This window comes from Mesorhizobium sp. AR02, assembly GCF_024746835.1.
Classification (GTDB): Bacteria; Pseudomonadota; Alphaproteobacteria; order Rhizobiales; family Rhizobiaceae; genus Mesorhizobium.
Genome location: NZ_CP080533.1, coordinates 202,418 through 219,285, shown reverse-complemented (window position 1 = coordinate 219,285; position 16,868 = coordinate 202,418). Strand labels below are relative to the sequence as shown.

The 16,868-nt window shown below is 59.4% G+C and carries 18 protein-coding genes and 2 pseudogenes; 10 read left to right on the top strand and 10 right to left on the bottom strand.

The window, feature by feature from the left end; translation table 11 throughout:
* Positions 1-659 precede the first annotated feature (659 nt).
* A complete protein-coding gene (xth, locus tag DBIPINDM_RS42490; RefSeq protein ID WP_258589599.1) occupies positions 660-1,436 on the bottom strand; it encodes an exodeoxyribonuclease III in 777 nt (258 codons plus the stop codon).
* A gap of 287 nt (positions 1,437-1,723) precedes the next feature.
* Between xth and DBIPINDM_RS42485 the strand changes: the two genes are divergently transcribed.
* Entirely contained in the window at positions 1,724-2,323 is a 600-nt protein-coding gene (locus DBIPINDM_RS42485) for a cupin (RefSeq protein WP_258589598.1), read from the top strand.
* A 9-nt stretch (positions 2,324-2,332) separates the two neighbouring features.
* Here DBIPINDM_RS42485 and DBIPINDM_RS42480 read toward each other — a convergent pair whose 3' ends face one another.
* Both DBIPINDM_RS42480 and DBIPINDM_RS42475 read right to left on the bottom strand, forming a co-directional pair.
* Positions 2,333-2,533, bottom strand: a complete 201-nt coding sequence (locus tag DBIPINDM_RS42480; RefSeq protein ID WP_258589886.1) for a PQ-loop domain-containing transporter — start codon at positions 2,531-2,533, stop codon at positions 2,333-2,335.
* Between the two features lie 59 nt (positions 2,534-2,592).
* Positions 2,593-3,162 (bottom strand): hypothetical protein, encoded by a 570-nt coding sequence (locus DBIPINDM_RS42475; protein ID WP_258589597.1) that lies wholly within the window; start codon positions 3,160-3,162, stop codon positions 2,593-2,595.
* A 733-nt stretch (positions 3,163-3,895) separates the two neighbouring features.
* On the opposite strand from DBIPINDM_RS42475, the gene DBIPINDM_RS42470 reads away from it, so the two are divergent.
* The 3 genes from DBIPINDM_RS42470 to DBIPINDM_RS42460 are packed head-to-tail and all read left to right on the top strand — an operon-like array spanning position 3,896 to position 5,493.
* A complete protein-coding gene (locus DBIPINDM_RS42470; protein WP_258589596.1) occupies positions 3,896-4,420 on the top strand; it encodes a hypothetical protein in 525 nt (174 codons plus the stop codon).
* A 13-nt stretch (positions 4,421-4,433) separates the two neighbouring features.
* Positions 4,434-4,847 (top strand): phage holin family protein, encoded by a 414-nt coding sequence (locus DBIPINDM_RS42465; protein ID WP_258589595.1) that lies wholly within the window; start codon positions 4,434-4,436, stop codon positions 4,845-4,847.
* Entirely contained in the window at positions 4,828-5,493 is a 666-nt protein-coding gene (locus DBIPINDM_RS42460; protein WP_258589594.1) for a hypothetical protein, read from the top strand. Before DBIPINDM_RS42465 ends, DBIPINDM_RS42460 begins: the two co-directional genes overlap by 20 nt.
* A gap of 149 nt (positions 5,494-5,642) precedes the next feature.
* On the opposite strand, the gene DBIPINDM_RS42455 is transcribed toward DBIPINDM_RS42460, so the two are convergent.
* The 3 genes from DBIPINDM_RS42455 to DBIPINDM_RS42445 are packed head-to-tail and all read right to left on the bottom strand — an operon-like array spanning position 5,643 to position 9,648.
* Entirely contained in the window at positions 5,643-7,346 is a 1,704-nt protein-coding gene (locus tag DBIPINDM_RS42455) for a family 1 glycosylhydrolase (RefSeq protein WP_258589593.1), read from the bottom strand.
* Positions 7,343-8,473 carry a UDP-galactopyranose mutase gene (gene glf, locus DBIPINDM_RS42450; protein ID WP_258589592.1) on the bottom strand — a complete coding sequence of 377 codons (1,131 nt, stop codon included), beginning with the start codon at positions 8,471-8,473 and terminating at the stop codon, positions 7,343-7,345. The genes DBIPINDM_RS42455 and glf overlap by 4 nt, the downstream gene beginning before the upstream one ends.
* A 2-nt stretch (positions 8,474-8,475) precedes the next feature.
* Positions 8,476-9,648 (bottom strand): glycosyltransferase, encoded by a 1,173-nt coding sequence (locus DBIPINDM_RS42445; RefSeq protein ID WP_258589591.1) that lies wholly within the window; start codon positions 9,646-9,648, stop codon positions 8,476-8,478.
* A 248-nt stretch (positions 9,649-9,896) separates the two neighbouring features.
* On the opposite strand from DBIPINDM_RS42445, the gene DBIPINDM_RS42440 reads away from it, so the two are divergent.
* Positions 9,897-10,889, top strand: coding sequence for a hypothetical protein (locus tag DBIPINDM_RS42440; protein WP_258589590.1), 993 nt, complete (start codon positions 9,897-9,899; stop codon positions 10,887-10,889).
* A gap of 9 nt (positions 10,890-10,898) precedes the next feature.
* Here the strand turns inward: DBIPINDM_RS42440 and DBIPINDM_RS42435 are convergent, their stop codons facing one another.
* From DBIPINDM_RS42435 to DBIPINDM_RS42425, 3 genes are all read right to left on the bottom strand, one after another.
* The gene (locus tag DBIPINDM_RS42435) at positions 10,899-11,084 is read right to left on the bottom strand and encodes a hypothetical protein (RefSeq protein ID WP_258589589.1); all 186 of its coding nucleotides are present in this window, start codon (positions 11,082-11,084) and stop codon (positions 10,899-10,901) included.
* 102 nt (positions 11,085-11,186) lie between these two features.
* Positions 11,187-11,696: a ferritin-like domain-containing protein gene (locus tag DBIPINDM_RS42430; protein WP_258589588.1), complete on the bottom strand. Its 510-nt coding sequence runs from the start codon at positions 11,694-11,696 to the stop codon at positions 11,187-11,189.
* A gap of 86 nt (positions 11,697-11,782) precedes the next feature.
* On the bottom strand, positions 11,783-12,181 hold the full coding sequence (locus DBIPINDM_RS42425; RefSeq protein ID WP_258589587.1) for a DUF6894 family protein: 399 nt from the start codon (positions 12,179-12,181) through the stop codon (positions 11,783-11,785).
* Positions 12,182-12,497: 316 nt separating this feature from the next.
* Between DBIPINDM_RS42425 and DBIPINDM_RS42420 the strand changes: the two genes are divergently transcribed.
* The 5 genes and pseudogenes from DBIPINDM_RS42420 to DBIPINDM_RS43805 form a co-directional block, all read left to right on the top strand.
* Complete coding sequence (locus DBIPINDM_RS42420; protein WP_258589586.1) at positions 12,498-12,662, top strand: hypothetical protein; 165 nt, start codon at positions 12,498-12,500, stop codon at positions 12,660-12,662.
* 410 nt (positions 12,663-13,072) lie between these two features.
* A pseudogene (locus DBIPINDM_RS42415) lies at positions 13,073-15,192 on the top strand (catalase).
* Positions 15,193-15,287: 95 nt separating this feature from the next.
* The gene (locus DBIPINDM_RS42410) at positions 15,288-15,470 is read left to right on the top strand and encodes a hypothetical protein (protein WP_258589585.1); all 183 of its coding nucleotides are present in this window, start codon (positions 15,288-15,290) and stop codon (positions 15,468-15,470) included.
* A complete protein-coding gene (locus DBIPINDM_RS42405) occupies positions 15,470-16,084 on the top strand; it encodes a cysteine hydrolase family protein (RefSeq protein WP_258589584.1) in 615 nt (204 codons plus the stop codon). Before DBIPINDM_RS42410 ends, DBIPINDM_RS42405 begins: the two co-directional genes overlap by 1 nt.
* Positions 16,085-16,240: 156 nt before the next feature.
* Positions 16,241-16,375 (top strand): annotated as a pseudogene (locus DBIPINDM_RS43805) (sorbosone dehydrogenase family protein); the annotation flags it as partial.
* A 174-nt stretch (positions 16,376-16,549) separates the two neighbouring features.
* Here DBIPINDM_RS43805 and DBIPINDM_RS42400 read toward each other — a convergent pair.
* Entirely contained in the window at positions 16,550-16,867 is a 318-nt protein-coding gene (locus DBIPINDM_RS42400; protein WP_258589885.1) for a plasmid stabilization protein, read from the bottom strand.
* Between the last annotated feature and the right edge of the window lies 1 nt (position 16,868).

Here is a 16,868-nt window from a genome sequence, read left to right as displayed (position 1 = left end):
CCGCCAGGCTTGCCCAACAACCCGACCCTCGCAGCAGCCTGTTGACACGCCCCGTTCGCAATCGAGGCCGCTGACGGAACCTAAGTTTGCTGAGGCTGTTCCGCAGCAGGGGCAGGACATTACCCATAGGAGGAGCAGTTATGGGACCGAAGCCATCGCGCGATATGCCCGGACCAAAACCTCGCAAGGACAAGGCGAGGGATACGAGAGAGGCGGCTGCAAAAACCCCCGGCACGACCAACGACTGGGACCGTGATCAGGTTCATGGAGAGGGCGACACGATAGGTGTGGAGCCTGAGTCAGAGGGTGCTTCAAAGTAGCCGATGCCCTGTCGGGATGTGGAATTCAAGAATGGCCGGCGCCTGGGTGGGAGCTCGAGATTGGACGCCGGCCATGCGGACATCAGGTCCGCCCGACATGTGGCCGATTCGTCCCGCCGCCTCAATGGTGCGATCGCGTACACGATTTATGAAAGTGCATGCTGCCTGGGGGCTGTTAGGTTGGCAGGCATGAGGCCGTGGTTCGTGGGAGAACGGCGGCCTTGTTCTTTTCGACCGATCGCTCTGCATGGGGTGCTTGTGAAGGGTCGCTCCGAATGATCTTGAGCCGCGCCCAGCTCTATCGATCACCCTCGTTCAATCTGAACGTCTCATGAATGCTCAATCCAGTTCGATCCAAGCTGGCGCATGGTCACTTGGTTTCACCCAACCGCGGATTTCGATATCCACGCCGGCGCCAGATAGGCGTTGCGAAAGGGAAGGGCTCACCAGGAGGTGGTCCATCCGTAGGCCGGAACTTCGATCGTACCCGCCGCGATAAGAGAAGTTCCAGTAAGTATAGATACCTTTTTGCGGGTGGAGGTGGCGCACGGCGTCGATCCAACCATGACCAAGCATGTCCGTGTAAGCGCGCCGGCTCTCCGGAAAGTAGACGGCATCGCCGAGCCATCGCCTCGGCACCACCGCATCGATCGGGCTTGGAACGACATTATAGTCGCCGCACAGGACGCACGGTGAGCCTTCCTTGAGCAACATCCGGCTATAGGTGATCAATCGGTCGAACCATCGAAGCTTGTAGTCAAATTTTGGCCCCGGCGCGGGATTGCCATTGGGCAGGTAGAGGCAGCCAATCACAAGCCCATTCACATCTGCCTCGATGTAGCGGCTGTGCGTATCGTCGGGATCGCCAGGCAGACCGCGTCGGCGTTCTAGGGGCTCCGCTCCGCGAGCGAGGATTGCTACGCCATTGTAGGACTTCTGCCCGTGCCAGATCGCGCCGTAACCGGCACTCCTGATCGCCTCGACAGGAAACTTCTCGTCAGATGTCTTCAGTTCCTGGAGGCAGACGACGTCGTAGCTGGTCTCGACAAGCCACTTGAGAAGGACGGGTAGTCGACCGTTGACGCCATTTACGTTGAATGTTGCAATACGGGTCATACGGATCTCTCATTGTGCTGCCTGGTGTCGCCAGACGCGGCAATCAGGTTTGCTGGTAGAGATCGGTTCGATCGATACAACCAGCTGTCCGACTCCAGCAGCGGATATCGTCGGCGCTGTGAATCGTGCCGTGAAGAAATCGTACCAGCGCCCGTTTGTTCCCGGCATGGGCGACTGCGTCATCCTTGTTAAGCGCGAGACCTACTCGACCCTGACGGAACCGGCCGACCCGGAAGCATGTTAAAACTGAAACGTGTTTTGCAGTTACCCGGGCGGAGACCGCATCGATGAGCATTTTGCAAACCACCAAGAAGGCGATCGAGAACATCACCGGTTTCGCAACACCGAGCAAGGAAGACGTCGCCGATCTTGTGAGGCAAAGAAAATCGAATGAGTTCCGGTTTAAGGATGATGGGTTGGTGCCCAATCATCCGTCATGGCCGCTTGTTATCTATCGCGGTGCTGTGAAGCTCCCCGAAGGACTTGATCCCGCGGCCGTCATGGAAGTGCTGTTTGAGGCAAACGGATGGGGCGATAGCTGGCGAAATGGCATCTATGACTATGTTCACTATCATTCGCGCATACACGAGGTCCTGGGCGTTGCGCGCGGCATCGCGAAAGTCCGCTTCGGCGGAAAAAAGGGCCGGACGCTGCGGCTGAAGGCCGGCGATGTCGCGGTCCTCCCGGCAGGAACGGGGCGCCAGTGCCTTTCAGCATCCGATGACTTTCTGGTGGTCGGCGCATATCCTGCGTTTGGGATCTATGACGAATGCACCACAACGGATCAACATCAAGGCGCGCTCGCGACAATTCCCAAGGTGACGCGGCCGCGCAAGGATCCGGCATATGGCAGCAAAGGCCCGCTACTGAAGAACTGGAAGCCTTAGTGGTCTGTGTCAAGAACCCCGGCAATGGCACCCTTCTCGGAGCGCGGCAGGACCGTCATCATCAGAACGAAGGTCGATAGCAACAGACATACGCCGTTGGTGATGATGATGGGCCATTCCGCCAAAGCCGTGATGGCATAAGTCGGCGGAGATACCGCTTGTGTCTCGCGTCTTGATAATTTTCCAGGCCTGCGGCGTAAAACTGGTCATGGAGCAGACCGTTGCGAGATATCCGATGATCGTCGCTGTTTGCATTCGACGGCTCTGACCTAGGCTGGATCCGCGCGCTTGAGTCCTGATACGCGCACCACTCCGAGCTGGCTGACGAAGATCAAGGTCGAATCCGCGCTCTGGCTCTGCGAGACGCCGGAGATGCGGTGTTCGCCGGTATCGTAAATCTCCATCTTGCCATGATCGTGGATAACCAGACGGCGCTTTTCGGGAAAAGCCGCGTAGCGCATTTGGTTTTGAGAACCGGTCGCGGACGGATTTCCAAGCGCTTCAGGCCACCAGGAGCCGCTATCTGACACACGGGCCGAGCGATAGCTTGCAGACACATGTCCGTGTTGCGGTTCGGCGGGATGATCGCGCAGGTAGCCAGAAAGTTCGCTGGCGATGGCGTTGAGCTTTGCCTTGAGGCCGGCGTTGAACATGTCGCCGACCATCGCCATGCCGGGGGACCATTGCGACATCCCACCGAAGTCGCCATGGCTGAACTGGGCCATCGTCCCGCCACCACGTCGCAGAGCCTCAAACACTGCAAGGACGGCACTCTCGGAGACGCCATGTTCGCGCGCAAGGCGGGCAGTTAGTTCATTTTCATCGGACGTCGGCATCATGGTTTCGGTTCAGCGGTGGACACGCCTGTGTACAATGTTGCCCGCCGGGTCTTCGCCCTGCTCTTGCCGAGCGTCGCTTTGGTCGCCGCCTCCCACGCAAGGCGCGCTTCCCGCATCCGCGCCGTCTTGGCTTGGCGCGGCTCGCTCGGCTTCCACCAAGCCATGTGCATAGAGGGTGGCTCGCTCAGCTCGGCTCGTGGAGTGCTGACTGGTCGCCAGGTCAGCCCTCCGTCTTATAGTTCTTCGCTTCCTTCTTGGCCCTTCCTTCCCGCGCTTGACAGTCAGGTCCTTGGCTTGCTTGGGCGAGACGTCGGTGGTTTCAGCCAGATCGAGTGCCTCTTTATTTGAAAGGGCGCTGTCTTTTTTGGCAGGTGTTGTGGTCAGCACGAAGACTCCTTTGTTAGAAGGACCAACGAGTTTGTTAGAAGGACCAACGAGCAGATGGACCATGCGTTCCGTCACCGGCTCATGCCCAAGCACTGGCCGGGTGCCGGGACCACGTTCGGAGGCACTGTCATCGTCGTCTCCTGTGATCTTGTCCGTCACGATCTGGTCGTCGCGACACGCACGACCGAGTGCCCCTCGTCATCGTCTCGACGTCGCGTGTGCTCGTCGACAGCCCAGGCGTCGCGCTTTCGTCTTGCGTCGCAAGGGACACAGATCGGAATATTAGCGGACGCTAGGAACCGCTTGCCACTGGCGAAGTTGAACTCCGACAACAGGAGGAACGACAATGAACGCGCCCACCATAAAAAACGACGCAGCGAACAACGCAGCCGACGCGGATACCTGGCCGAACCAGACCGACGCCGAGCGTGCGGGCACAAGTGCTGAGGCACTCGGCAAGTTGAAGACCAGCGCGGCCGAAACTGCCACCCATCTCAAAGCCGCCGCGGCGTCCGTCTCGACCGACGCCAAGGACTATGCCGGCTCGATCGCTTCCGATGCCGCCGGCGCATTCAAGGAAGCCGTCGAGACCAACAAGACCGCAGGCGCCGATGCGATCGCCAACATTGCGCATTCCGTGAAGGAAGCCGCGGACGGCATCGAAAAACAGTCTCCGCAGGTCGCCGGCATGGTGCGCAGCGCGGCCGAAGGCGTGGAGCGAATCTCGACTGACATCCGCGACCGCAACGTTGGCGAACTGCTCGATTCCGTCACGAAGTTCGCACAGCGGCAACCGGCCGCCTTTTTCGGGGTGGGCATTCTTGCCGGCGTTGTGCTCACCCGGATGATGCGTAGCTCCGACCGGTCCTGAGGAGAGGCACCCTATGGATGACGGGGTCGATCACCGTCCTTTTGCAAGCGTCATCAGCGATGCGGCTGGTCAATTCGCCGCGTTGATGCGCTTGGACGTCCGCCTGTTCCAGACGGAAATGAGGATAAAGGCCTCCACGGTCCTCACGTCGGGCGTATGCGGTATGGCAGCCGTCGTCCTGTTTCTACTGGCGGCTTTCGCACTGGTCCAGTTCGTCATCCTGGCGATGATCTATTTTGGAGTTGGAGCGATGTTGGCCTGTTTTGTCGTGGGCGCAGTCTTGCTCATGGCCGGCTTGTCTTCGCTCTTCATGGCGAAGCGGGCGCTTGTCGGTTTGACCATTACGCCGGTCGAAACCGTGAACCAGGTGCGCAGCAATCTGGCTGCGCTGAAGCAGGGGATTCGTTATGGCACAACACAACGATGAACTGCGCGAGATCATGGCGCAGAGCAGGGTCGAACGGCAGGCCCTGTTCCAACCCGTCGGTGAGATAAGCAGACGTCTGCATCCTCGCTATATGGTCGACGCCGCGACCGAATATGCCAAACGCAAAGTGTCTGGCGCCGTGGCAGGCGTGTCGGAAACCATCAAGGAAAACGGCGGCACCGCGGCCGCGGTGGCCGTGGGTGTGGTCGCGGTATTTGAGTCGGGCCGCAGGAGCGCTGGAGGCGGCGGCTCTGCGCGCGCCCAGTCTGGCAGCGGTAGCGCATCAGAAGTGCTTCTTCGAGGGCTCGACGCCGGCGGCGTCACGACGGCTACCGCGCGTCCGGTGAGTAACTTGGCTCGGACAAAGGCCCTTGGAGGGGCGCTTGGAGGCGTGTTGCTTGGTCACGTCATCGGCCGAGCGTTCCAACCGACTGCAAAGGAACGCGATCTGTTCGGGAACACGTCAAGCGAAGTTCAGGCGGTGGCATCGAAATTCGTCAGCCAGCATGCGCAAGGGGCAAAACTTGCTGCCGCCCAGGCATTTGGTTTCGCCAGATACTCGGCCGCATTTCTTGCCATCATGGCGGCCCTTAGCGAGTATTTCGTGAGCGCGGCCGATGGTCGTGAACCACCTACCAACCCCTAGCGTCATGTAGCAAGCCGCGGTCAAGACAAGTTCAACCGTCATGTCACGCAATCGCGCAGTAAAGTACACGCGTTCCTCCGCCGGACGAGCGCGAGAAGCTGTTCGCGTTGGCCAAGTTGCCGGGACCGCGTGTCGCGCCTCATGCTGCGCTACGCAACCTCGCTCGTTACCTCGGCGCCAAACTGCCCGAGCCCCTGCACATCCCGCGCAAGCGGCACCAGTCGATATTGGTTGTGGGGACCTCGTTCGGTGAGTTGGACACCACCGCGTTGCCCGTCGATAGCCAAGTCGAGAGCAGCGTTTGCGGTCTCGATCTGGGCGTGTGCTGGATCATCGCTGCGCACGATAAGACGGCTTCCATCCGGAAACTCGCAGAAAATTCGCACCGGGCCGGCCGGCATGCCAACCCTTGTCGGCCTTCGGTCTTCGATCCGTATTGCGGCCCACCCGCCGTGTGCAGCCATGAGCTTACGGGCGTTTCCTGGGCCCGCTGAAACGACCGGCAACCTGCGAGTCGAGCAGCACTCCTGAATTACCGCGATCATCCGGCCAGACCCGAGCAGCACGATCGGTCGGCCGCAGCGGTCGCTTTCGATGTCTTCCCGCCACCACCCACGCCGATCCAATACCGGGTGGTCGACACACCCACGTCGAGCCAGACCTTCGATCGCGTCCGCCAGCGCCGTAGGGCGTGGCTCCCCGGCGCGAACGTCAAATGCACCGGGTTCATAGTATCCCGCCCGAGCGGACAACATCGAGTTCCAGTCGACCGCGCCAAACAGGGACCAAGCCGTGACGGAGCAGATCTCAATCCCGCTCGCCTTTGCCTCTTGCGCCGCCGTCCATCCTTCGACCAGCCAGCGTAGCTGTTCGTCACGGGTTGAGCCGTTGTGCAGCTCCGTCACGGCGACCGGCAGGTGATAGCGGCCCCAAAGCTCGCCGATCCTCGCTCCCAGACCGGCCTCGCGCCGCGCATCGGATCTGACGGCGGCTATGTCGACGTAGCTGTCGATGCCGTTTCCGCCGATCTTTTCGGCCGGATGGCGATCGCAACGTTCGTCGAGCATCCGGTCGCTCGTCAGGTAGTAATCGATGCCGATGATATCCGGCGTGCAAGGCTCCTTGGCGAGAGCCGAGATATGATTTTCCTCGACGCCCGCGGCTAGGAGCCCTTCACGGAACGGATGCCGAGTATCAACCCGTCCGCTGAGCAGATCAAGCGCAAGCCAGCGCCGCTCGTTTTCGTAATCAGCCTGGTAGGCAAGATGCGCAGTGGAATATATGCGCCCAACATCCTCCGTTTGAACCAGGCGCGCATGGGGCGCATGTTTGCGGATCGCTTTCATCGCCAGCGCCGTCGCACGGCACTGAGCCACCGTCAGCTGCAAGCATACAGCCTCCGATGCGCCATGCGGCTGCCACAGGCCGTAAAGTCCACTGATCCGCGCTGTCGTGAAGGGTTCGTTGACAGGGGTATACAACTCTATCCAAGGATAGCGCTGTGCCACCTCTTCGGCATACGCCGCGAACCTGTCGGCAAAATCGGGGGCGAGAATTGGCGCCCATACTGGCCCGCTGCCATGATGCATCAAGCCGGCAATTGGCCTGATGCCGTGTTCCCTAAGACGGTGCAGCCGCGCATCCGTCCAACTCCAGTCAAAGACCCCCCGCTCGCGTTCCACCATGTCCCATAATACCGGATATCGAAGCGTGCGTATGCCGAGGCCGGCGATTCGATCGAGGTCGTCGATGCGATCGAAATGGCCGGTCTCGTGCAATTGATCGCGCACCATGTCGTGAATGCGGACATGGCTGCATTCAACGCCACCCCACATCTGCAAGGCAGCGCTCATTCAGCCGCCTCGGCCTGCAGAGCGTTGGCTGCCGGCAGTCCCTTCTGGATTCGCGCGAAGGTCGCGAGCGCCTGACCGATGACCTGATCCATGTTGTAGTATCGGTACGTCGCAAGGCGGCCGACAAACCAGACGTCGGCAACGTCCGCCGCCAAGGCTTCGTAGCGCTTGAAGAGCGCTTCATTTTCAGCCCGGGGCACGGGATAATATGGGTCACCGACATCGGTCGGGTACTCATAGGTCAGACTGGTCTGTGGGCTTTTCTGGCCGGTCAGATGTTTGTATTCGGTGATACGGGTGTAATCTTCCGTCTGCGGGTAGTTGACGACGGCGACAGGCTGGAACTGCTCCTGGTCGCGCGTCACATGCTCAAACCGCAAGGAGCGGTAGGGCAGGCGGCCCAGGCTCCAATCGAAGTATTCGTCTATCGGACCCGTATAGATCATCCGGCGAAATGGGACACTGGACTGGATGTCCCTGTAGTCAGTCTGCAGCATGATCTTGATCTTGGGATTGTTCAGCATGCTATGGAACATGCGGGTGTACCCGCCCGCAGGCATCTGCTGGAACGTGTCGCCAAAATAGCGGTTGTCACGATCGGTGCGGGTCGGCACCCTGGCCGTCACCGACTTGTTCAGCTGGGAGGGATCAACACCCCACTGCTTCCTCGTGTAGCCACGGAAGAACTTTTCATACAATTCCCGACCGACCGTGCTCACAACCACGTCCTCGGCAGTCCGGATTTCCTCAACAACTTCGCGGCGGGAAGCAAAGAAATCTTCCAGCTGAGCGGACGTCAAGTCGAGGTCATAGAGCCTGTTGATAGTATCGAGATTGATCGGAATGGGTAGCAACTTGCCATCCACCGCCGACAAGACCCGGTGCTCGTATGGACGCCATTTCGTGAACTGCGAAAGATAGTCGACAATCGACTGCGCGTTTGTGTGGAAGATGTGGGGGCCATATTGGTGGATGAGTATCCCAGTCTCGTTGTAGCAGTCATAAGCGTTACCGCCGACATGGTTGCGCCTGTCGATGAGCAAGACGCTCTCTTTGCGCTGCGATGCTATGCGTTCCGCAAGCACGCTGCCGGCAAAGCCGGCGCCGACAATCAGCCAGTCGAACATGATCAGGCACTCCGCCGAAACGGCACAACGTTTCTGGACGAACGCTCATGCTGGATATGACCCGACATTGCGATCCAGGTTTTTTCCCACGACATGCCGACGAGGTAGTCATCGACTTGCGCGAGCTTGGCGTCGCGAGGCCGAGCAAGCAGCGATCGGAGCTTCATCTCGACATCATCGGCATCGACGATATCGACGAGACCTTCGGCACCGTAAGTGCGGACCACATCCACGATAGCCGTTGACACGAGCGGCACGCCGGCGGCTAGAAACTCGGGGGTCTTGGTCGGGCTGATGTAGCGGGTGGCGGCATTGAGCGCGAACGGCATCCATCCGGCATCCCAGTGCCTAAGATAATTTGGCAGCTCGGCATAACTTTTGCTGCCGAGCCAATGCAGATTTGATGCCTGGGGAAGGCTGGCGGGGTCGACCTTGACCACCGGGCCAACCATGACGAAATGGACGTTCGGCATTTTATTCGCCGTGCGTGCGACCAGGTCGACGTCGAGCCGTTCGTCGATAACGCCAAAATAGCCCACTCTGGGGTAGGCGATGAACTCCTGGTCAACGGGGTCGCGTCCCGGTCCCCGGGCCTGATGAAAATGCGTGAAATCGATGCTGCTGGGAAAAGGAAACATCGCCCCGTGCATGCCGCGCTTGGCTTCATAGAGGCTTTGGCCGCCGGTAAAAACGAGGTCCGCGCGTTGGAAGAGCTGCTTTTCCATCTCGACCAGCTCGGGGGGCGCGTTCTTGAACGCGGAAAGCTCGTCCATGCAATCGTATACACAAACGTCGCAAAGAAGATGGTCGCTAAACCGCAGCGCCATCGGCGTGTAGTACCATGTTGTGAGCCGCTCGTGAGGCGTTGAAGCTACCAAAACATCGACAAATCGGCGTTGCATCGCCTCCGCATCCATCACGCCGGTTCTGACTGGCAGCACAGGCGTGACCACCGTTATCGATGGTGAAACATCATTGCTCCGAATGCAGGCGCAGGTAATCTCTTCGAACACCGGTTCCTCGAAATATATGACTTTCTTGGTCTTCGACGCGAGGGTCAGAATGTGCTGAGGGCGCTGGAAGATAAAGTTCCACCTGAGATGGGAAAAACATAACAACATTGACATTTCTTCTGAAAGGTTTCTTTGAGTTGAATTTCCCAAGGCGTTTTCCACTCGATATCCCTTTAAGGTTCGGCCCTGCGCGGATATACAACAAATGTTAATCGGCGCATTCGGACGTGATTAGCTATGGGGCTAACTTTCGTCTCCGCGACTCGTTCCGCTGCGGGATTTAATTCAATTGGCGCGCTGAGAAGGGGTGCTGCATCGAAGGTCCGGGGTCAGGAGTCGGGCTAGGCCGCTCCATCGACCGGATCTTGCGTGCGTTAATCGCGCGTTAATGCGCCTAGGGTTAACAATTGATGAAACGATTCGGTGCTTCGCGGGATTGGCCCGGGGATTCGTGGTGGATCGTTAATTTCGTGGGATCGATGCCGATCAATTTTGAAACGAACCTCTTCCCACTTTTTCACCCAACCGCCGTCGACGACGTGAAGGATCCCTGTCCGGTATTTGACGGGCGTCTATGGCACATGTTCGGCTCAAGCGGCACTGTAACCAGCGAGATCTGGAGCATACTCCATGCAACGGCACCCGACCTCTCTGGACCCTGGACCCAACATGACGCGATCATTTTGCCAGTCGCAGGTTCAGGTGTCGCTGCTCCCGGAGTGATCCATGAAGGCGGCGTGTTTCACATGTTCATCCAGACGGAGTTCATGAAATCGGGCGGCCGGTGCGAACACGTCGTGTCGAATGATGGGTTCAACTGGGTGGTTTTGGGTTCAGCGATTGTGGCGATGCCCGACACTGACGAAGATGGCATCTACGATCCCCATCCGGCAATCATTGGAGGCAAGCGCTACATCGTCTATTCGGCCATGCCTAAATTTACGAGAGTGCCGCAACCGGATATCTATCTCGCGCGCAGCCAGTCAGACTCCTGGTTTGGACCGTGGAAACGTGTGGGTAAAATTCTCGACCATGTCGACCTGCCCCATCACAATTCCCGGCAGCATCCCGACTATGAGTGGGGTATCGAGGGGGCTCAACTTGTGGAGCTTCCCGACGGGCGCGTGCTGCTCAACGCCACGTGCTTTCTCCCCGATGGCCCAAGGGGAAGCCGCCAGCGGGTCTTTTTTGCGGTGGCCGATCAGGTGGAAGGCCCCTATCGAACCTTTGGACCGGTGCTTGACGTTACAGAACCGGGCGAGAACGGCCACTCTACGGTGATGATCGAAGGACGTCAGCTTTTGTTGTTCTATCAGTGCCGCCGAGCAGCCACGAACCACCGCTGGCGCTACGGAATCGCCAAATGCGGCCTTGATGACACCATTTTATCGCGAGTGGCCTAACGTCGCTCGTCAGATGCGAGACTTTTTCGCAGCCGCTGCCCGGTTCTGACCCGTGGCAGCATCTGTATTGGCGTCCTTCGAGTGGGCCGCGATTGCCGGCCCCGCGCCAGTGGTCTTGCGCATATCGCCGGTCCGCGGCTTTTCGCTTGGTTTTTGACGGATAACACCCGAGAAGAGCTTTCCAAAAAAACCCATTTTGGTCCTCCTGGCCGCGCGTCGGCGGCGGATGCTCGAGACGGTGGCGTTGCAAGCCTGGCGGAAGACGCCTAGCCGCCGCACTTGCAACGCGCGCGTTGATTACGCGGCTTCAGCGGCGACGTTCACCGCCGTTTCGGCAAGCTTGGTTAGCGCAACGTCGGTGTTCTTCTCTTCGCCCAGCGTCAGATCCAACAGCTTGACCGCCGTGGTGAGGCCCAGTTCGGATGCCCATGTCCGCATGGTTCCGTAGCGCGAGATTTCGTAGTGTTCCACGGCCTGCGCCGCTGCAAGGAGGCCGGCGTCGAGGGCAGGGCTTCCCTTGTACTCCTCCATGATTTCGGCGCCCTCCTCGGTAATGCCCATGATGGCCGCGCACGTCTTGGCGGCAGGCTTCTTGCCGATCACTTCGAAAACCTGCTCGAGGCGAGCGACGTGCTCCTGCGTTTCGGTATGATGCTTCTCGAAGGCCGCCTTCAGATCGGGGCTTTGCGCTGCTTTCGCCATCTTCGGCAAGGTCGCCAGGATCTTCTTTTCGGCGAAATAGATGTCCTTGAGCGTGTCGTGGAACAGGTCATTGAGGCCCTTCAAAGATGCTTTTGTGGTCGCCATTACATTTGTTCCTTCTTGTTGTTTCCGCCTCGCCTACGAGGCTTACCAGCTGGCCGGGAACGCTGTTCCCGCCAGACCGATTTCGCTTACGCGTCGCGCAATTGAAGCTCCTCATAGGAGCAGCTCGCGACGATATCTCCCTTTGAGTTTCGGGCCCTGACGGCCCAACCGACAGGTGCTTCCGCCTTGTCGAGGGCATCCCGCCATAAATCCTCGGCCGATCGGTTCACCTCGTCCTGGACCGCTTGGTGGGTCGGCAGGGAAATTCCAGGCATCACCCTCATAACGCCCTTGTCCTGATATTCGAACGTGTAGAGGTCAGAGGCTACGTCGGCTCCGCCGACATCCAGCCTTTCGAAGCTGCGTCGCCTTTGCTTTCCTCGGCGTTCATCGTCACGCGTATAGCTTGCTTCGCCACCTTCGCCGACGAATTCAACGACGTCGTGGGGTGACCTGCGATGCACGACAGTATCTACGAGTTGCATTGGCAGCCTCCTGGATGATCAGGGAGGGAATTTGCTGAAGCGCCCGATGTTCCCTGGTAGAATGAATAAATACCTCGGCGGGTCCAACGGCCCGACCAATCGCGTTTTCCTGATGTGCGTGGAAGCCTCTTTTACGCGATGCGGGGCTGACATTTGCAGCCTGCATGCCCAAGCGTCATAAGGCGCGCCGCTTAGCGCTGATCGCGCTATCACCGCTTGTTGCGCAACGCCACGAAGCTGAGGAACGCCACTACGCTGAGGAACGCAACCGCTGCCGCATCGCCCGATCCTTGGACAGTCCCATTGGTGCATTACAATGATGACAGCGGCCGGTGCGTTCAACACCATGCATGTGTGCGAACAGCCCGGCATCGTGGGCTGGCGATCCGCCTTTGTCGGCAGGATTTCCGATGACGGTTTGACGCTGTTACCCTGTTGCGACGCGCATGCGCGTCGCCTGGGCTTCCCGATCAGCCAATGAGGCTCACATCGATCTCCGTGCGGCCGGTCGGTTCTTCCAATGCGGTGCGCTGCGACGTCGGGTCCCCAGCCCCCGAACGCGCCTTGCTCAAGCACAGCGCCAACGCCCCGCGAACAAGAGCGCTTCAAGGGGTGAGACATCTACAAATCGCGACCGCCAGCTTTACCGGCTCGCAAATATCTGCATCCGCAACAGCCGCGATTGCTTGTCGAGATGACCCCCTCAAGGCCCGTGTTGGCATTGCGCGACGTCGTTGTCGCGAGCTGCGGCCTGAAGGTCGCCGGTGCTCGAAATCCCGATCGGCCCGTTTGAACAATTCCGACGAACCTCGCGGTTTTGGCGGAACATGTCGCGCCGACGCAGGTTGCTGGGCAGCTTGTTCAGGGAAGTTGTTCCCCAAGGAGGACAGTATGGCGCGCAAGACGACGACCACGACTAACACCAAAAGAAATACCGCAACCATCCATGACCAGACCCTCGTGCGCGGCGAGGGCGGAGAGCTACACCAAGTCGCTGCGGCCAAGGGCGATGTCCTGACCACCGCGCAGGGCGGCCCGGTTGCAGACGACCAGAACACCCTCAAGGTCGGGGCGCGCGGGCCGACTCTCATCGAGGACTTCCACTTCCGGGAGAAGATCTTTCACTTCGATCATGAGCGCATCCCCGAGCGAGTCGTGCATGCGCGCGGCTATGGCGCGCATGGCTTTTTTGAGACGTATGAATCCCTGGCTAAATACACCCGCGCCGATATTTTCCAGCGCCCCGGGGAAAAGACGCCGGCGTTCGTGAGATTTTCCACCGTCGCCGGCAGCAAGGGATCGTTCGACCTGGCTCGCGACGTGCGCGGGTTCGCGGTCAAGCTCTATACCCAGGAAGGCAATTGGGACATCGTTGGCAACAACATTCCGGTCTTCTTCATTCAGGACGCGATCAAATTTCCTGATGTGATCCATTCTGTGAAGCCGGAGCCGGACCGAGCGTTTCCGCAAGCGCAGTCGGCGCACGATACTTTCTGGGATTTCATCAGCCTGACGCCGGAATCCATGCACATGGTCATGTGGGTGATGTCGGACCGGGCCATACCGCGCTCATTCCGCTTTATGCAAGGCTTCGGCGTCCACACGTTCCGGCTGGTAAACGCGGCGGACGAATCCACGTTCGTGAAATTCATCTGGAAGCCAAAGCTCGGCATGCAGTCCGTGGTCTGGAACGAAGCCGTAAAAATCAACGGTGCCGATCCGGACTTCCACCGCCGCGATCTTTGGAACGCCATCAAGTCCGGCAATTTTCCCGAATGGGAGCTGTGCGTTCAGCTTTTTGACCAGGAGTTCGCCGACAGTTTCGACTTCGATGTCCTTGATGCGACGAAGCTGATCCCCGAGGAAGTCCTCCCGCCGATCCCGTCGGCCGTTTGGTCCTCGACCGCATGCCGGACAATTTCTTCGCCGAAACAGAACAGGTTGCCTTCATGACCCAGAATGTTCCGCCCGGCGTTGACTTCAGCAACGATCCACTCCTGCAGGGCAGGAATTTCTCCTATCTCGATACCCAGCTGAAGCGACTGGGAAGTCCCAACTTCGCCCACTTGCCGATCAATGCGCCAAAATGCCCGTTCCACAATTTCCAGCAGGATGGGCATATGGCGATGTGCAACCCGACTGGTCGTGCGAACTACCAGCCCAATTCCTTTGGCGAAGGGCCCAGGGAATCACCCGATCGCGGCCTCCGATCGTTTGCCGACGGCGAGGAGGGTCAAAAGGTGAGGCTGCGTCCCGAAAGTTTCGCCGACCACTACAGCCAGGCAACCCAGTTCTTCAACAGCCAGACATCAACCGAGCAGCGCCACATTGCTATGGCCTTGACGTTTGAACTGAGCAAGGTTGAGGCGCCGCTGATCCGCGAGCGAATGATCGCTCATCTCCTCAACATTGATGAAGGCTTGGCCCAGACGGTCGCCGACAGGCTTGGCATCACCGACATGCCCAAGGCGGCGGACGCTGCTGTGACACTGCGAAAGGATCTTGAACCTTCACCTGCCTTGAGCATCATCGAGAATGGTCCCGACACCTTCGAAGGACGTAAGGTCGGTGTGCTGGTCAGCAATGGCGTGGATGCTGCTATCCTAGCCTCCCTGCAGGCGGCGATCGAGGCGGAGGGCGCAACAATGGAGGTGGTCGCGCTCAAAGTCGACGGTGTCGTCGCCGACGACGGCACCAAGATCGTCGCCAAGCACATGGTGGACGGAGGCCCGTCGGTTCTCTTTGACGCCGTTGCTCTGTTGCTCACGGAAGAAGGTGCGGAACTGCTGACGGGGGAAGCGGCGGCGAGAGACTTTGTGGCAGATGCTTTTGCGCATTGCAAATTCATCGGCTTCACGCCGGGATCTGTGCCTCTGCTCGCGAAAGCTGGCGTCGACCCTGCCGCGGACGAAGGCCTCGTTCCGCTAACGGACGCCGACGCGGTCGACACTTATGTTGAATCCTGCCGGAAGCTGAGGCTTTGGGCGAGGGAGGCCAGCGTTAAACTGTAGAACAGCGGTTGGCGGGCCGTTCCGTAGGGTTTCACCCGAGCGTTCCCTAAAATTATGGTCGCCCGCCAACCGTTCGATATCCATGGAGGCACTTGATGACCAAAGCAAAACAGACCACCCGTCGCAATACCGTCGAAAAGGATGCCCTTCCACAATATCAACACAGCGATCATGGCCGCGACAACGATAGCGTGGCGAGCGCAAAGCCATGGGTGTTGCCGGACAAGCCGAATCGCAATTCAGTGGCTAAGGGCTCTGACGGGAACAACAAACCCTGATGACGGGCCTCTCGACATTGGCAGAGCTGCCGCTCAGCCCCGGTACGGTCCATATTTGCGTCGACATGCAACGCATGTTCCAGGAAGACACTCCCTGGGCGCTGCCATGGATGCCCAAGGTGCTACCAAACATCGTGACGTTGTGCAAAGAGCGTGCAGCCAATACCTGTTTCACGCGCTTCATTCCAGCCCGCCGTGCTGGTGACGGCCATGGCGCATGGCAGCGCTATTATCGTCGCTGGGACATGATGACGATTGAGAAGATGGGCGCCGAAATGGTTGACCTGGTCCCAGAACTGGCGAGGTTTGCGCCGCCGGGCGAGATCGTGGACAAGCAGATCTACTCGCCTTGGCTAGGTTCCGGGCTGCACGGCTACCTGCGGAAGAGAGGGTGCGATACCGTCGTCATAACCGGTGGGGAAACTGATATGTGCGTTCTGGCGACAGTCTTGGGAGCAGCCGATTACGGCTACCGAACCATCGTCGTCACGGACGCTCTGTGTAGCGCATCCGACGAAGCACACGACGCTATGCTCGCGCTTTTCACCAAACGTTACCGCCAGCAGATCGAAGCCGTCGACACAGACGGATTATTAGCCGTCTGGGCACGCTAAGGCGTGGCGTGCCAGCAGCCTCGATCGCGACTGAGCGCTGCGGCGCTTTATTGGTTCTGTCGATCCAAAATGCCTTTGGTCGTCCATTGAAGCCTCGACAAGGCAACGGGCGCCTCAAGCGTCCAAAGCACTTCGCGGGGCCATACCTGCGGACGAGATGTCGTCACCGGGTCCTCGACGATGACAACAAGGCCCATGGGCGGCCCGTCGGGGTCGCTATTGATAAGGCAGGCGCGGATCACCGATGATGTTGGGAACACGATCTGGCGGGTGACGTCCGCAAGTCAGTAGAAACATTTATCGCGAGAAACCCAGGGAAGTCAGCGCACCCTCAACTCGGCCGCAAAGGCGGTCAGTGCGGCGAACGCTTTCTCGTCGGGACCGACCCCGATGCGAATGTTGTCCACCGCTCTCGTTGACGAGCGGCGATCTCTCGGGCGTTCACCGGACAAAGTGCTTGTCCCGTTAGTTGGTATGGCGCTCGGCATTCCGCTTGCGGGTCGCGGCCGCTTTCTTGGCCGACTCCGAACGGCTCGCGGCCGAGCGTGAGGCCGATGCTTTGCCACCCTCCTCGCCACCTTTGTGAGCTGCCGGGTGGCCGGTGTGCTTGCCGCGCCCGGAGCCGCCCTCTTTCTTGCCGCCGCCGTCATCCTTGTTGACGGTCGCCCATGCGCGCCGTTCAGCTTCCTTGTCGGAGACCCCGCGCTTCTCATAGTCTTCCGCAATATGATCAGCTTTGCGTTCCTGCTTGTCGGTGTATTTCGTTTTGTCGCCGCGCGGCATG

What these genes read in the sequence shown, in the direction of transcription:
- xth (WP_258589599.1), bottom strand. Translation starts at nt 1,436, where the DNA reads ATGACCCGTATTGCAACATTCAACGTAAATGGCGTCAACGGTCGACTA.
- DBIPINDM_RS42485 (WP_258589598.1), top strand. Translation starts at nt 1,724, where the DNA reads ATGAGCATTTTGCAAACCACCAAGAAGGCGATCGAGAACATCACCGGT.
- DBIPINDM_RS42480 (WP_258589886.1), bottom strand. Translation starts at nt 2,533, where the DNA reads ATGACCAGTTTTACGCCGCAGGCCTGGAAAATTATCAAGACGCGAGAC.
- DBIPINDM_RS42475 (WP_258589597.1), bottom strand. Translation starts at nt 3,162, where the DNA reads ATGATGCCGACGTCCGATGAAAATGAACTAACTGCCCGCCTTGCGCGC.
- DBIPINDM_RS42470 (WP_258589596.1), top strand. Translation starts at nt 3,896, where the DNA reads ATGAACGCGCCCACCATAAAAAACGACGCAGCGAACAACGCAGCCGAC.
- DBIPINDM_RS42465 (WP_258589595.1), top strand. Translation starts at nt 4,434, where the DNA reads ATGGATGACGGGGTCGATCACCGTCCTTTTGCAAGCGTCATCAGCGAT.
- DBIPINDM_RS42460 (WP_258589594.1), top strand. Translation starts at nt 4,828, where the DNA reads ATGGCACAACACAACGATGAACTGCGCGAGATCATGGCGCAGAGCAGG.
- DBIPINDM_RS42455 (WP_258589593.1), bottom strand. Translation starts at nt 7,346, where the DNA reads ATGAGCGCTGCCTTGCAGATGTGGGGTGGCGTTGAATGCAGCCATGTC.
- glf (WP_258589592.1), bottom strand. Translation starts at nt 8,473, where the DNA reads ATGTTCGACTGGCTGATTGTCGGCGCCGGCTTTGCCGGCAGCGTGCTT.
- DBIPINDM_RS42440 (WP_258589590.1), top strand. Translation starts at nt 9,897, where the DNA reads ATGAAACGATTCGGTGCTTCGCGGGATTGGCCCGGGGATTCGTGGTGG.
- DBIPINDM_RS42435 (WP_258589589.1), bottom strand. Translation starts at nt 11,084, where the DNA reads ATGGGTTTTTTTGGAAAGCTCTTCTCGGGTGTTATCCGTCAAAAACCA.
- DBIPINDM_RS42430 (WP_258589588.1), bottom strand. Translation starts at nt 11,696, where the DNA reads ATGGCGACCACAAAAGCATCTTTGAAGGGCCTCAATGACCTGTTCCAC.
- DBIPINDM_RS42425 (WP_258589587.1), bottom strand. Translation starts at nt 12,181, where the DNA reads ATGCAACTCGTAGATACTGTCGTGCATCGCAGGTCACCCCACGACGTC.
- DBIPINDM_RS42420 (WP_258589586.1), top strand. Translation starts at nt 12,498, where the DNA reads ATGATGACAGCGGCCGGTGCGTTCAACACCATGCATGTGTGCGAACAG.
- DBIPINDM_RS42410 (WP_258589585.1), top strand. Translation starts at nt 15,288, where the DNA reads ATGACCAAAGCAAAACAGACCACCCGTCGCAATACCGTCGAAAAGGAT.
- DBIPINDM_RS42405 (WP_258589584.1), top strand. Translation starts at nt 15,470, where the DNA reads ATGACGGGCCTCTCGACATTGGCAGAGCTGCCGCTCAGCCCCGGTACG.
- DBIPINDM_RS42400 (WP_258589885.1), bottom strand. Translation starts at nt 16,867, where the DNA reads ATGCCGCGCGGCGACAAAACGAAATACACCGACAAGCAGGAACGCAAA.